At 73.9% G+C, this 14,100-nt stretch carries 9 protein-coding genes and 1 pseudogene; 7 read left to right on the top strand and 3 right to left on the bottom strand.

Features of this window, described 5'->3' with window-relative positions; genetic code table 11:
• Both Ade02nite_RS44135 and Ade02nite_RS44130 read right to left on the bottom strand, forming a co-directional pair.
• On the bottom strand, window positions 1–2,699 hold a 2,699-nt coding region (locus Ade02nite_RS44135), incomplete at its 3' end, for an AAA family ATPase (RefSeq protein WP_203777215.1).
• 66 nt (window positions 2,700–2,765) lie between these two features.
• Window positions 2,766–3,521, bottom strand: coding sequence for an SDR family oxidoreductase (locus Ade02nite_RS44130; protein ID WP_203777213.1), 756 nt, complete (start codon window positions 3,519–3,521; stop codon window positions 2,766–2,768).
• A gap of 190 nt (window positions 3,522–3,711) precedes the next feature.
• On the opposite strand from Ade02nite_RS44130, the pseudogene ilvC reads away from it, so the two are divergent.
• From ilvC to Ade02nite_RS44120, 3 genes and pseudogenes are all read left to right on the top strand, one after another.
• A pseudogene (ilvC, locus tag Ade02nite_RS44125) lies at window positions 3,712–4,704 on the top strand (ketol-acid reductoisomerase); the annotation flags it as partial.
• Entirely contained in the window at window positions 4,684–5,187 is a 504-nt protein-coding gene (locus tag Ade02nite_RS50005) for a nitroreductase family deazaflavin-dependent oxidoreductase (protein ID WP_307871256.1), read from the top strand. The pseudogene ilvC and the gene Ade02nite_RS50005, both read left to right, overlap by 21 nt.
• Window positions 5,184–6,695, top strand: coding sequence for a GMC family oxidoreductase (locus tag Ade02nite_RS44120; protein WP_203777209.1), 1,512 nt, complete (start codon window positions 5,184–5,186; stop codon window positions 6,693–6,695). The genes Ade02nite_RS50005 and Ade02nite_RS44120 overlap by 4 nt, the downstream gene beginning before the upstream one ends.
• Here the strand turns inward: Ade02nite_RS44120 and Ade02nite_RS44115 are convergent.
• Entirely contained in the window at window positions 6,650–7,885 is a 1,236-nt protein-coding gene (locus Ade02nite_RS44115; protein ID WP_239169495.1) for an MFS transporter, read from the bottom strand. The genes Ade02nite_RS44120 and Ade02nite_RS44115 overlap by 46 nt on opposite strands.
• Before the next feature lie 111 nt (window positions 7,886–7,996).
• Here Ade02nite_RS44115 and Ade02nite_RS44110 point away from each other — a divergent pair, with 111 nt between their 5' ends.
• The 4 genes from Ade02nite_RS44110 (at window position 7,997) to gcl (ending at window position 14,085) form a co-directional block, all read left to right on the top strand.
• Window positions 7,997–10,498: an AAA family ATPase gene (locus tag Ade02nite_RS44110; RefSeq protein ID WP_203777207.1), complete on the top strand. Its 2,502-nt coding sequence runs from the start codon at window positions 7,997–7,999 to the stop codon at window positions 10,496–10,498.
• 86 nt (window positions 10,499–10,584) lie between these two features.
• Complete coding sequence (locus Ade02nite_RS44105) at window positions 10,585–11,286, top strand: TetR/AcrR family transcriptional regulator (protein WP_203777205.1); 702 nt, start codon at window positions 10,585–10,587, stop codon at window positions 11,284–11,286.
• A gap of 98 nt (window positions 11,287–11,384) precedes the next feature.
• A complete protein-coding gene (locus tag Ade02nite_RS44100; RefSeq protein ID WP_203777203.1) occupies window positions 11,385–12,356 on the top strand; it encodes a 2-dehydropantoate 2-reductase in 972 nt (323 codons plus the stop codon).
• Between the two features lie 4 nt (window positions 12,357–12,360).
• Window positions 12,361–14,085, top strand: a complete 1,725-nt coding sequence (gene gcl / locus Ade02nite_RS44095) for a glyoxylate carboligase (protein WP_203777201.1) — start codon at window positions 12,361–12,363, stop codon at window positions 14,083–14,085.
• The last annotated feature ends 15 nt before the right edge of the window (window positions 14,086–14,100 follow it).

Below are 14,100 nucleotides of genomic sequence, written 5' to 3'. Positions count from 1 at the left end.
TGCCGTTGCAGTACTAGGGCGTCGCGCAGCGCGGCACGCTTGCCGATGCCGAGCTTCGGAAAGATCCGGTAGAGGTGGGTGCCGACGGATCGCGGCGACAGCCGCAACCGGGTCGCGATCTCCTTGTTGGTGAGGCCGGCGGCGGCCATCAGCGCGATCTGCTTCTCCTGAGGGGTAAGGCTTTCCGGCCCGGTCTCGCGCCGATCGCCGCCGGCCGCTCGCAGCGCTCGCCGGGCCCGTTCGGCCCACGGCGCGGCCCCGAGGTCGTCGAACGCCGCGCGGGCCTCCCGCAGGATCGGGCGCGCCGCGACGACGGCACGCCGGCCGAGCAACCGCTCCCCGTGCAGCAGCCGGATCCGGGCCAGGTCGAACGGCCACCGCTGCGCGCCCGGCGTCGCCACCGCCGCGGCGAACAGCTCCTCGTGGCCCACGATGGCCTCGCAGCCGGCCGTGAGCAGGGCGAGCCGCGGCGAGAGCTCCGGGAGCCGAGCGCCGCGCATCGCCTCGACGTGGGCGCGGGCCTCGGCCCGGCGGCCGGTGTGCCAGGCCGCCTCGACCAGGTCGAGGACGACCCACAGGGCATGCGGGGTGTACGGGGCCAGCTCGCCGGCCGGGCTCAGGCCGCTCGCGTGGCGGAACGCGTCGTCGTAGTCGCCCCGGCCGATCGCCGACAGCGCCCGTGCCTGGCAGGCGAAGCGGGCGGCGCCCTGGGCGTTGCGCCGCAGGGCGACGTCGGTCAGCTCGCCGGCCCAGCGGGCCGCCGCGTCGTGCTCGCCGCGGACGGCGGCCAGGACGCTCTGGTGGTAGAGGAAGTACCAGACGATGAAGTCGTAATGGTGGCGGCGGCACAACGCGAGCCCCTCGTCGGCGAGCCGCTGGCCCTCGGCCCACCGGCCGGTGACGAAGTCGTCGAGGCACAGGTGCATGAGCGCGCCCAGGCTGCTGCGGACGGCGCCGCCGGCCCGGCCGTCCTCGACGAGCCGCCACGCACCGGCCCGGCAGCCGTCGAGCAGGTCGAGATAGACCGAGGAGGTGTTGGTCCGGATGATCCGGTTGGGCTCGAACTCGCCGTCCTGCCGGGCGATGGCGGCGACCAGGGCGGCACGGTCGCGCGCGGTGGCCCGCGCGGTGTCGGGGAAGGTCCGGCTCTGCAGGTCGAGCTGGCCGGGCACGGCCGGCCTGAGCCGGCCGAGGAAGCGATGGAACGGCTCCCACAGCTCCGGGCGCCCCGCCCACCAGCAGACGAGCAGCAACGTGTGCAGCGCCTCGATCAGATCGTCGTTGCCCGCGTCCAGCTCGGGCCCGCCGGCGTCGATCGCGCCGACCAGCACGGCGTGCGCGGTGTCGACGTCGCCGTCCCCGTTGACCAGCATGTAGGCGGCGGCCGCGGCGGCGTGCAACGACCCGCCGAGCGCCGGGTCCAGGCGCCGGGCGTCGGCCAGCAGGCGGGAGGCACTGCCGAGCTCGCCGGTGATGTCGGCGCCCAGATAGGCGGCCTCGGCCAGCCGCCGGCTGCGATCGGCCGGCTCCGGGCTGAGGTCCGCGGAGCGGCGGAGCGCGGTGACCGCGCCGGGCGCGTCGCCGCGGCGCAGCACGCCGCGGGCCACCCCCTCCAGCAAGGCGGCGACCTTCTCGTCCGGCTGCTCGGTCGCCGCGGCCAGATGCCAGGCGCTGCGTTCCGGATCGGAGGCGAGCAGGCCGGCCAGGGCGCGATGCGCGTCGCGCCGCTCGGCGGAGGTGGCCAGGTCGACCACCGCGGACCGCATGAGCGGGTGCCGGAACCGGATCCGGTTGGCGGGCGGGCTCACCTCGACGAGTCGTTCCCGCTCGGCGGGCCCGAGCTCGTGCAGGCCGCCCCCGGTGGCGTGGCGCAGGACGAGCAGATCGACGGCCTGGTCGAGCGCCGCGAGCAGCAGCAGTTCGCGGGTGCGGGCCGGGAGGCCGCCGAGCCGGACGGCGAAGACCGCCTGCAACCGCTCGCCGAGCGGAAGGACGTCCGGTGCCCGTTCCGCCCCGCTCAGCGTGCCCGCCAGTTCGAGCAGAGCGAGCGGGTTGCCGTCGGCCTCGGCCATCAGCCGGCGCCGGATCGGGGCGGGCAGGTGCGGGTGCCGGACGTCGACGAGCTGCCGCGCCGCCGCGGGCGGCAGCGGCGCGATGCCCTCCTCGGGCAGCCCGGCCCCCTCGAAGTGGCCGGCCTCACCGGTGCGCGAGGCGGCCAGCAGGCCCAGGCGCGTGCCGGCGAGCCGGCGGGCGACGAAGCCGAGGATGGTCGCGCTGGCCCGGTCGATCCAGGGCAGGTCGTCCACGATGATCAGCAGCGGCCGTTCGGCCGCGGCCGCGCGCAGCAGCGCCAGGGTCGCGTTCCCCACGACCAGGCGGGACGGTGCGGGACCCTGCCCCTCCCCCAGCGCCACGGCCAGCGCGCCGGCGTAGAGGGCCGGCAGGCGCCCGGCGTGGTCCGGCAGCGGCGCCAGCAGCGCGGTCAGCGCCGTGTAGCTGACCTCCGCCTCGAACTGCACGCCCGTGACGCGCAGGACCCGCGTCCCCGCCTTCTCGGCGAGCGCCGCGGCGGCGTCGAGCAGCGCGCTCTTGCCCACCCCCGGGTCGCCGTAGAGCAGGCGCACGGCGCCGTCCGCGGCGGCCTGCCGGACGAAGCCGGCCAGGCCGTCGATCTCGTGTTCCCGCCCCACCAGCCGCATGCCTCGAAAAGCTAGCGACCGGTGGGGCGCTCCGCGTCGGTCACATGACCTACCCGGCGACTCGTCTCACCGGGTCGAGAAGCCGCCGTTGACGAACAGGGTCTGCCCGTTGGCGAACGAGCCGCCGGTCAGCAGGAACTCCACCCACGGCGCGATGTCCTCGATCTTGGTGAGGTCGCCGGTGTTGCTCATCGACTTGCTGAAGTCCGCCTCTCCCGGCGCGGCCGCGTTCCAGAAGAACGGCGTGTCCATCGGGCCCGGCGCGATGTTGTTGACCGAGATGTGCCGGTCGAACAGCTCCTTCGACAGCGCCCGCGTGAAGTGCTCCACCGGCGCCTTGCTGCCGGCGTAGACCGAATAGCGGCCCGTGTACGCGGCGAGCAGCGACGACACGAAAGTGATGATCTTTCCGTGGTCCTCCATGCGCTTCGCCGCCTCGGCCATGACGAAGAACGCCCCCTTGGCGTTGATCGCGAAGTGCCGGTCGAACTCCTCCTCGGTCACGTCGGTCATGACGTGCCCGATGGCCAGCCCGGCCGTGTTGACGCTGGCGTACAGCGACCCGTAGCGGTCGACGACGGTGTCGAAGACCCGCCTGATCTCGGGAACCTTCGTGAGGTCGGCCTGCAGGGCGAAGGCCTCGCCGCCCACCTGCTCGCACGCTGCCACGGTCTCCTTGGCCGCCGCCTCGGTGCTGTCGCTGTTGTAGTGCACCGCGACCCGGGCACCGTGCCGGGCCACCGTCCGGGAGATCAGGCCCCCGAGGTTCTTGGCGCCACCGGCGACGAACACGACCTTGCCCCGCAGAGATTGAGTAGTCATGCCCCGACCGTCGCCCGGCCCGGGCCCGGCGGCATCGGTAGTTCCCGCAGTCGCGCTACCGACCGCGGCCAAACGTCGAAGTCCCCCACCCGCCGGGCGCACACAGTGGAGGAACTCTCCCTGCACGCGCGGCCCGCCCGGATCTTCACTTGGCCCCGCCGATGTTTCACCGCACAGCGTGAGGAAGACAATGACCGTCGAGGTCTATTACGACGACGATGCCGACCTGTCGATCATCCAGGGCCGAAGGGTCGCGGTCCTCGGGTACGGCAGCCAGGGCCACGCGCACGCCCTGTCCCTGCGCGACTCCGGGGTGGACGTCACCGTCGGGCTGCGCCCCGGCTCGGCCGGCCGTGCCGCCGCCGAGGAGCAGGGCCTGCCCGTCCGCACCCCGGCCGAGGCCTGCGCCTGGGCCGACGTGATCGTGGTGCTCGTGCCGGACACGGCGCAGCGGGCCCTCTACACCGAGTCGATCGAGCCGCATCTGACGCCCGGCAAGGCGCTGCTGTTCGCCCACGGCTTCGCCGTCCGCTTCGGGCTGGTCGCGCCTCCGGCCGGCGTGGACGTCGCGCTTGTCGCGCCCAAGGCCCCAGGTCATCTCGTACGCCGTGAGTACAGCACCGGGCGCGGGGTGCCGGTGCTCGTCGCCGTCGAGCAGGACGCCACCGGCGGGGCCTGGCCGCTCGCCCTGTCGTACGCGAAGGCGATCGGCGGCACCCGGGCCGGCGCCCTGCGCACCACCTTCGCCGACGAGACCGAGACCGACCTCTTCGGCGAGCAGGCGGTCCTCGCGGGCGGCCTGACCGCCCTGGTCACGGCCGGGTTCGAGGTGCTCACCGAGGCCGGGTACGCACCGGAGATCGCCTACTTCGAGTGCCTGCACGAGCTGAAACTCGTCGTGGACCTGATGTACGAGGGCGGCCTGGCGGCGATGCGGCACAGCATCTCCGACACCGCCGAGTTCGGCGACTACACCCGGGGCCCGCGCATCATCGACGGCCACGTCCGCGACGAGATGCGCTGGATCCTCACCGAGATCCGCAACGGCACGTTCGCCGCCGAGCTGATCGACGACGTGGAGCACGGCGGCTCGCGCCTGGGCAAGCTGCGCCAGGCCGCGGCCACGCATCCCCTGGAGGAGGTCGGCGCCCGGCTGCGCGGCATGATGCCGTGGACCCGCCGGGCCGAGCCCGAGCAGCCGACCGCCGACATGGACCTGGCCGCGGTGCCGGACGACGGCTGGCGTCACGACCAGGCCCGCCTGCTGGCCACCGCGGACGAGGCCGGCACCACCGACGCCATCAAGGCCGTGCTGGGCGACGTCGCCGCGCCGCTGGTGGTGCTGACCACCCGCGGCGCCCGCACCGGCCGCGAGGTCCGCACCCCGCTCATCCGCGTGGAGCACGACGGGCGGTACGCCGTCATCGCGTCCAAGGGCGGCAACACCCGCAACCCCGCCTGGTACCACAACGCCGTGGCCCATCCCGAGGTGGAGCTCTGGGACGGCACGGCACACGGCCGGTTCACCGCCCGCCCGGCCGAGGGCGCCGAGCGCGACCTGTGGTGGGACCGCGCCGCCGCGGTGTGGCCCTCCTTCACCGGCTACCGCGCCAAGACCGACCGCCACATCCCCGTCCTGATCCTGACCCCGGAGGCGACCGCGTGACTTCCGCCGAGTTTGATTACATCGTCGTCGGGGCCGGCTCGGCCGGTTCGGTTCTCGCCGCCCGCCTGTCCGAGGACGCCGCGGCCCGGGTGCTGCTGCTGGAGGCGGGCGACGCCGAGCCGTTGCCGCTGATGGCGGTCCCTCCCGCGTGGCCGGCCCTGGAGGCGACCACCGCGAACTGGGGCGGCGAGTCGGTGCCCCAGGCCGCCGCGCAGGGCCGGCGGGTCTCCGTACCCCACGGCCGCGCCCTGGGCGGCAGCTCCACGATCAATGCCATGTCCTTCACCCGCGGCCATCCGAGCAGCTACGACCGCTGGGCGACGAAAGGCTGGACGTACGCCGATCTGCTGCCCTACTTCCGCCGCAACGAGAACCTCAGCGGGGTCGCCGACCGTGACCCGGCGGTGCGTGGCATGCACGGCCCGCTGCGGGTCGGCCCGGCCGTGACCCGGCATCCGCTGTCGACGGCCTTCCTCGCCGCCGTCGCCGAGACGGGCCGGCCGCTGGTCCGGGACTTCTCCGCGGGCCTCGACGAGGGCTTCGGGTGGGCCGACCTGAGCATCGCCGACGGCCGGCGCTCGGACGCGGCCACGGCGTATCTCCGCCCGGCGGCGGACCGGTCCAACCTGGACATCCGCACCGGCACCCTGGTGCACCGCCTGCTGTTCACGGGCGAACGCTGCACCGGCGTCGAGTACCGCACCGGCGGCGGGCCGGTCGTCACCGCCACCGCCGTCCGGGAGGTCGTCGTCAGCGCCGGCGCGATCGGCTCGCCCCAGCTGCTCATGCTCTCGGGCATCGGACCGGCCGCGGACCTGCGGCGCCACGGCATCCCGGTCATCGCCGACGTGCCGGCCGTCGGCACCGGCCTGCAGGACCATCCGCTGTCCGGCATCGTCTACGAGGCGTCGCGCACCGTTCCCGCCGCCGTCAACAATCACGGCGAGGTGCAGGGCGCCGTCCGCGGCACGACCGGGCTGGACGGCCCGGACCTGCAGATCCTGATGATCGACGTTCCGCTCCGGCGGGAGGGGCTGGCCGGTCCGGACCTCGACAGGGGCTTCACCATCGGGGTGTCGGTCCTGAACCCGCGCAGCCGCGGCACCGTGCGCCTGGCGGACGCCAGGCCCGGTTCCACGCCGCTCATCGACCCCGCCTACTACACGGCGCCGGAGGATCTCGACACGATGGTGCGGGGACTGCGGATCGCGCGCGAGCTCGGCGCCGCCGACGCCCTGAAGGACTGGCGGAGCCGGGAAGCGCTGCCGGGAGACCGGGACCTGCACGACTACGCGCGCGACAACGTCCGGCCGTACAACCACTTCGCCGGCACCTGCCGCATGGGCGACGGCCACGACTGCGTGGTCGACGGCGAGCTGCGGGTCCGCGGGGTGACCGGACTGCGGATCGTGGACGCGTCGGTGATGCCGGTCCTGCCGTCGGCCAACACCAACGCGACCGTCTACGCGATCGCCGAGCGCGCCGCGGACCTGATGGCCGGCGCGTAGGAGGGCAGGGCCAGCAGGCACGCCAGCGAGATCAGGGCAGTCAGCGCGAGCATTCCGCCCACGGCAACGCCGCCGTGGGCGGCGGCGAGCGCCGGCGCCACCAGCGGCGGGATCGCGCCGCCCACGACCGAGCCGAGGTTGTACGCCACCCCGGCCCCGGTGCAGCGGTGGCCGCGCCGGAACAGCTCGGGCAGGTAGGAGCCGACCGGCCCGTACGCCAGCGCGAAGATCGAAAGGGTCACGCCGAGCCCGGCCGCGAACGCCACCGGGCCGCCGAGGTCGATCACCGGGAACAGCGCGGGTGCCCACAGCACCGCCAGCACGCACGCCACGATGATCGGCCGCCGGCGGCCGGCGCGGTCCGACCAGGCGCCGGCCAGCGCGACCACGGCGCCGAAGAGCACCGCCGCGGCGGCGCCGATGCCGAGCACCACCGAGCGGTCGAGACCGGCCCGTGTCCCGTAGCCGGTCAGGTACGCCGTACCGGTGAAGAAGAAGGCGAACGGCATGGTCTGCGCCAGGCCGCCGAGGATCACCTCGCGGGGCTGGCGTGCGAGGACCTCCCGCAGCGGGGATCGTCGCCGTTCCCCGGACGGGACGGGCGGGACCGGCGGGACGGCGATGCCGTGCCGCACGCAGAGGCCGACGGCGACCAGCACGAGCGACAGCAGGAACGGGAGCCGCCAGCTGACCTCAAGGAGTCCCAGGAAGGTGAGGTTGGCGAGCCCGAACGCCAGCGGCGGGCCGAGCTGCGGGAACACCGCCGCCCACCCTCGCGACCCGGGCGGGGCCGACTCGGTGGCGAGCAGCACCGCCCCGGCCCACTCACCACCCACGGCCAGGCCCTGCACAAGCCGCAGGAGGACCAGGATGATCGGGGCGGCGACGCCGAGGACGGCCGCTCCCGGCAGCGCCCCGATGGCGGCGGTGGCGATGCCCATCGTCAGCAGCGTCGCGATGAGCGCCGGCCGGGCGCCGAAACGGTCGCCGACGTGGCCGAAGACGACGGAGCCGAGCGGCCGGGCGACGAAGGCCACGGCGTACGTCGCGAACGAGGCGACCGTGCCCGCGGCGCCACCCAGAGCGGGGAAGAACACCTGCGGGAAGACCAATGCCGCCGCGGTGCCGTAGAGGAAGAAGTCGTAGAACTCGATGGTCGTGCCCACGCAGCTGGCAACCTTGACTCGCATCGGGCCACTCTGGGCCATCGGGCCGCCGGCGGCACCGGTCATCCGACCTACGCCGCCTGCGGCACACGACATAGTGCGGACCGGCCGCCGCCTCTCCTAGCGTGAACGCCGATGACGACATTGGTGGGACGCGAGCGGGAACTGCGGCAGATCGAGGACGGCGGGGCGCTGCTCGTCGTCGGTGACCCCGGCATCGGCAAGACCGCCCTGCTGGAGGCGGCCGCCCGCCGGGCCGAGGACTCGGGGCTGACGGTGCTGCGCTGCGCCGGCGCCGAGTTCGAGTCGGGGATCAGCTTCGCCGCCCTCAACCAGCTGCTGCTCGGCGCCGGACCGGAGGCGGAGCCCGCGCTGGCGGTCTGCCTCGGCCTGGACACCGGGCCGCAGCCGAGCATCCCGGACATCGCCGAGGCGGTACTGTCCGTGCTGCGCAGGGCGGGCCCGGGCCTGCTCGTGGTGGACGACCTGCCGTGGCTGGACCGGATGAGCGGCGAGGTCCTCGCCGCGGTGGCCGGGCGCCTGCCCGGCGCGGGGTTCCGGCTGCTGGGCGCGCACCGCACCGGCGAGGCCACGGGGCTGCCCTTCGACCGGCGCCTGCCGCTCGGCGCCCTGGACGACGACGCCAGCGCCCGGCTGCTGGACCTGCGCCGGCCCGGCCTGCCCTACGAGGCCCGGCGCAGGGTGCTGGCCGAGGCGCACGGCAACCCGCTGGCGCTGACCCTGCTGCCGGCGCACGGCAGCACGTCGAGCTGGACTCCGCTGACCTCCCGCCTGGTCGAGACGCTGCGGCGGGAGGTCGCCGCCCTGCCCGCGAGCACCCAGGACCTGCTGCTGCGCGTCGCGCTCGGCGGCACCGGCGACGACGCGGAGCCGGCCCAGCTGGAGGCGGCGGGGGTCAGCCTCATCCATCCGCTCACCCGGGTCGCGGTCATCGAGTCGTCCACCGCGGCCGCCCGGCAGCGGGCGCACGCCGTGCTGGCCGCCCGGCACGGCGCCGATCCGGTCCGGCGGGCCTGGCATCTGGCCGAGGCCACCGTCGACCCGGACGAGGCGGTCGCCGCCGAGCTCGAGGACGCCGGCCGGCTGCTTCTGGGCCGTGGCGACGTGGTCGGCAGCGTCCACCTGATCGGCCGGGCCGCCGAGCTCAGCGGCACCGAGACGGCCCGGGCCGACCGGCTGATGCACGCCGCCTACGTCGGCATGGAGCTGGGCGGCCGCCTCGAAGCGGCGCGGGCCGTCCGGGTGACCGGCCCGGCCGCATCGCTGCGCGCCGCGATCACCGCCGCCCAGCTGCTCTACAACGAGGACGGCTCGGCCCTGACCGCCCACCGGATCGTCGCCGACGCGCTCGCGGCGAATCCCGGCGCGCCCGCACGCGACGTCGAGGACGCCCTGCACACGCTGATGCTCGCCTGCTGGAGCGCGGCCCGCACCGACCTGTGGGCCGCCGTGGACGAGCAGCTGCCGCCGGACTCGCCGGTGCTCGGCGTCAGTGTCGCCGTCCTGAAGGATCCTCTCGCCACGGCGGCCGCCGCGATGCCCCGCCTCGACGCGCTGCTCGACGAGCCCGCCGATCCTCAGCGCACGCTGCGCCTCGGCAAAGCCGCCGTCTACGTCGACCGGATCCCCCGCGCCCGCGCCGCGCTGGAGCGCGTGGTCAAGGACGGCCGGCGCGGCGGCGCCGTCTCGGCGGCCATCCACGCGCTGATCTCGCTGACCGTCGAGGACTGGCTGACCGGCGCGTGGGACCGGGCCGACCGCAACGGGGCCGAGATCGCCGAGATGAGCGGCCGGTACGGCTACACCCGCTACCTCGCGCCCGCCCGCTTCCTGCGAACGGTTGTCGCCGCCAACCGCGGCGAAGCCGTCGGATGGTCGGGAACGAGCGACAACGGGATCGGGCACCTCCACGCCCACCACCTCGACGGGCTGGCCGCGCTCGCCCAGGGCGACTACCAGCGCGCGTACGCCGAGCTCAGCGCCATCGTGCCGCCGGGCACGCTGCCGTGGACCTCGCCGCACGTCATGTGGGTGCTGCTGGACGTGGCCGAGGCCGCGGCCCGCAGCGGCCACCGCGCCGAGGCGAGGGCCCACGCCGCCGCCCTCAACGGCACCGATGTCGCAAGCATCTCGCCCCGCCTGGCCCTGCACGTCACCGCCGCCACCGCCGTCGCCGGCGACTCGGACGACCTGTTCGACAGGGCGCTGGCGACGCCGTCCGCCGATCGCTACCCCTTCGACCTGGCCCGGGTCCAGCTGCTGTACGGCGAGCGGCTGCGGCGCAACCGGCACGCGGTGCGGGCCCGGCAGCAGCTGGCGGCGGCCGCGGAGACCTTCCGCTCGCTGGGCGCGCGGCCGTGGGCGGCGCGCGCCGACGCCGAGTTGCGGGCCACCGGCGCGCACCGCCGGTCGCCGGGCGCCACGAGCATCCGGCTGACCGGCAAGGAGGCCGAGATCGCGATGCTCGCCGCGACCGGGCTGACCAACAAGGAGATCGCCGCGCGGCTGCTGGTGTCGCCACGCACGGTCGGCAGCCACCTGCACGGCGCCTTCCGCAAGCTCGGCATCAGCACGCGGGCGGCCCTGCGCGACGCTCTCTCGGACACCGGTCACTGACCTGCCGATCGGCGGCTGCGGCGGGCCCGGCGACGGCGATCGGCACGTCGTGGGTCGAGGACCGCACCGCCGGCCAGGCGAAGGCGGTGAGCATCACGCTGATGATCACCGTGAGCAGGGCGACGGTCCTGATCACCGTCGGCCACGAGGAGGGCGGCGCCTTTATTCTTCGTCACATGCCCCGCGTCTCCGAGCAGTACCGTGCCGACCGCCGCGCCGAGATCATGGCGGCGGCGGCCCGGCTCTTCGCCACGAACGGCTTCCACTCCACCTCGATGGCCGACATCATCGGCGAGACGGGACTTTCCGCCGGCGCGGTGTACCGCTACTTCCGCAGCAAGGAAGACCTGATCACGGCCGTCGCGGAGACGGCACTGTCGGCCGCGGACGAGGTCTTCGGCTCCCTGCTCGCCGACGACGCCACCCCCTCACCCGAGGAGGCCATGACGGCGATGATCCACGTCATCGCCGGCCGGATGGCCCACCACCCGGACCTGGGCATCGACGTGACCAGGGTCGGCCTCCAGGTGTGGGCGGAGGCGCTCCGCAGCCCTCAGCTCGCCACCCGGGCCGACGGCGTCTACAAGCGGCTGCGCGGTTACTTCGCCGAGGTCGCCCGCCGATGGCAGGCCGCCGGCCAGCTGGACGCCGCCGCCGTGCCGGACCAGGTCGGCGCCGCCATGCTCGGCGTGATGCAGGGCTTCATCGTGCAGCGCCTGCTGATCGAGGGCACCGACCCCGACGACTACCTCGCCGGCGTGAAGGCCCTCCTGCCCACGAAGCCCTGAGCCCGGCCCGGCGTCCCCACAGGCTTGTCAGCCACTCACAGATTGCATACTGTACTCCACATAATGCATACAGGATCAGCTGCGAGGAGGGGTTGCCCATGCGAGTTGCGGTGCTCGGAGCCGGCGCCATCGGCGCCTATGTCGGCGCCTCGCTGTGCCGGTCCGGAGTGGACGTCCATCTGATCGCCCGCGGGGCGCACCTCGCCGCGCTGCGGGCCCACGGGGTGCGGGTGCTCAGCCCCCGCGGCGATTTCTCGGCCCATCCGCACGCCACCGACGATCCGGCCGAGGTCGGCCCGGTCGACTACGTCTTCCTCGGCCTCAAGGCCCACTCGTACGCCACCGCGGGCCCCCTTCTCGCTCCCCTGCTCGGCGACGGCACCGCGCTCGTCGCCGGCCAGAACGGCATCCCGTGGTGGTACTTCCACAAGCTTCCCGGGCCGTACGAGGGCCGCCGCATCGAGGCGGTGGACCCCAACGGCGCGACCTCGGCGGTGATGGCGCCGGACCGGGCGATCGGCTGCGTGGTCTACCCGGCCACCGTCATCGCCGCACCGGGGGTGATCCAGCATCTGGAGGGCACCCGGTTCTCCATCGGCGAGCCGGACGGCACGGTGTCGAAGCGGTGCCTCGAGTTCAGCGAGGCGATGGTCGCCGGCGGCCTGAAGTGCCCGGTCGAGCCGCGGCTGCGGGACGACATCTGGATCAAGTTGATGGGCAACGTCTCGTTCAACCCGATCAGCGCGCTCACCCGGGCCACCATGGCCGAGATCTGCGAGAGCGCGGGCACCCGCCGGGTGGTCGAGCAGATGATGGAGGAGACGCTCGACATCGCCGCCCGGGTGGGCAGCACGCCCGAGATCTCCATCCAGAAGCGGCTCGACGGCGCCCAGCGGGTCGGCCACCACAAGACCTCGATGCTCCAGGATCTCGAGGCCGGCAAGGAGATGGAGCTCGACGCCGTCGTCGCGGCCGTGGTCGAGATGGCCGACATCACCGGCGCCCCCGCTCCCACGCTGCGCACCGTCTATGCCGCGACCGACCTGCTGGCCAAGAAGATGAGGGGTTGAATCCATGGCCAAGATTCCCTGCATGGACGCGGTCGTCTCGGTGCTCGCGTCGGAGGGCGTGGACATCGCGTTCGGCTGCCCCGGCGCCGCCATCCTTCCGCTCTACGCCGCGCTGCGGCGCAGCGAGATCAGGCACCTGATCGTCCGGCACGAGGAGGGCGCCACCCACATGGCGGACGGCTGGGCCCGCACCAACGGCCGGGTCGGCGTGGCCATCGGCACGTCCGGGCCGGCCGGCACCAACATGATCACCGGGTTGTACACGGCGCACGCCGATTCCATCCCGATGGTCTGCGTCACCGGCCAGGCGCCGACCGGCAAGCTGCACCAGGAGGCGTTCCAGGCGGTGGACATCGTCGAGATCGCCAAGCCGGTGACGAAGTGGGCGGTGCAGGTGAAGGAGGCCGCCCAAGCGCCCTGGATCTTCCGGGAGGCGTTTCGGATCGCCCGCTCCGGGCGGCCGGGGCCGGTGCTGATCGACCTGCCGATCGACGTGGCGCGGCAGGAGATCGAGTGGGACGCCTCGATCGACGCGCCGCTGCCGGTGCCCCTGATCGAGCCGCACCCGCCCCGGGTGGAGCGCGCCCTCGACATGCTGCTGGCCGCCGAGCGCCCGCTGATCCTGGCCGGCGGCGGGGTCATCATCAGTGAGGCCGCCGGCCTGCTGCGCGAGGTCGCCGAGACGTTGCGCGTCCCGGTCCAGGTGACCCTGATGGGCAAGGGCGCGTTCCCCGAGGACCACGACCTGTTCGCCGGGATGACCGGCATCCAGACCACCCAGCGGTGGGGCAACGCCTCCTTCCTGGAGTCCGACCTGGTCCTCGCGCTGGGCGCCCGGTTCGGCGACCGGCACACCGGTGACCTGGAGACCTACCGTGACGGCCGCAAGTTCATCCACGTCGACATCGAGCCGACCCAGCTGGGCCGGGTGTTCGGCCCGGACCTCGGCGTGGTGTCGGACGCCGGGCCGTTCCTCGCGGCGCTGCTGGCCGCGGCGAGGAAGCGGGGCGCCGACAGCGATCGCCGCCCCTGGATCGAACGGGTCCGCGAGCTGCGCGAGACCCTGCCGCGCCGGGACGACTTCGACACCGTCCCGATCAAGGCGCCCCGGGTGTTCAGGGAGATCAACGAGTTCTTCGGCCCGGACACCTACTTCGTCACCGCGATCGGCCTCTACCAGATCTGGTCGGGGCAGTTCCAAAAGGTGTTCAAGCCCCGGCACTACCAGGTCTGCGGTCAGGCCGGCCCGCTGGGCTGGGAGATCCCGGCGGCGATCGGGGTCAAGTCGGCCCGGCCCGACGCCGAGGTGGTGGGCGTGGTCGGCGACTACTCGTTCCAGTTCCTGGTCGAGGAGCTCGCCGTCGCCGCGCAGTACGACATCCCGTTCGTGCTGATCATGTTGAACAACGAGTATCTCGGCCTGATCCGGCAGGCCGAGATCGGCTACGACATGAACTACGAGGTGGACATCCACTACGACCAGCACGGCACCGACAACGTCAAGATCATGGAGGCGTACGGCTGTTCCGGCCGCCGGGTGTTCGAGCCGGGCGAGGTCGCCGACGCGCTGGCCTGGGCGAGCAAGGAGGCGCGGCGCACGAGCCGGCCGGTGCTGGTCGAGGTGATGATCGAGCGGGAGGCGAACACCGCACACGGTCTCTCCATCGCGAAGGTCAACGAGTTCGAGCCGGTGCCGGAGGTCGAGTACCGCGACGCGATCGCCGGCTGACCGGCGCGAGGAGCA

Source organism: Paractinoplanes deccanensis (genome assembly GCF_016862115.1).
Lineage (GTDB): Bacteria > Actinomycetota > Actinomycetes > Mycobacteriales > Micromonosporaceae > Actinoplanes > Actinoplanes deccanensis.
The sequence above is the reverse complement of the archived record's forward strand: the minus strand, read 5'-3'. Positions and strand labels throughout refer to the sequence as shown.

Bases quoted from the DNA above. Each gene is read 5' to 3' on its own strand.
- gcl (WP_203777201.1), top strand. From the start codon at position 12,361: ATGGCCAAGATTCCCTGCATGGACGCGGTCGTCTCGGTGCTCGCGTCG.
- Ade02nite_RS44110 (WP_203777207.1), top strand. From the start codon at position 7,997: ATGACGACATTGGTGGGACGCGAGCGGGAACTGCGGCAGATCGAGGAC.
- Ade02nite_RS44115 (WP_239169495.1), bottom strand. From the start codon at position 7,885: ATGCGAGTCAAGGTTGCCAGCTGCGTGGGCACGACCATCGAGTTCTAC.
- Ade02nite_RS44100 (WP_203777203.1), top strand. From the start codon at position 11,385: ATGCGAGTTGCGGTGCTCGGAGCCGGCGCCATCGGCGCCTATGTCGGC.
- Ade02nite_RS44130 (WP_203777213.1), bottom strand. From the start codon at position 3,521: ATGACTACTCAATCTCTGCGGGGCAAGGTCGTGTTCGTCGCCGGTGGC.
- Ade02nite_RS50005 (WP_307871256.1), top strand. From the start codon at position 4,684: ATGATGCCGTGGACCCGCCGGGCCGAGCCCGAGCAGCCGACCGCCGAC.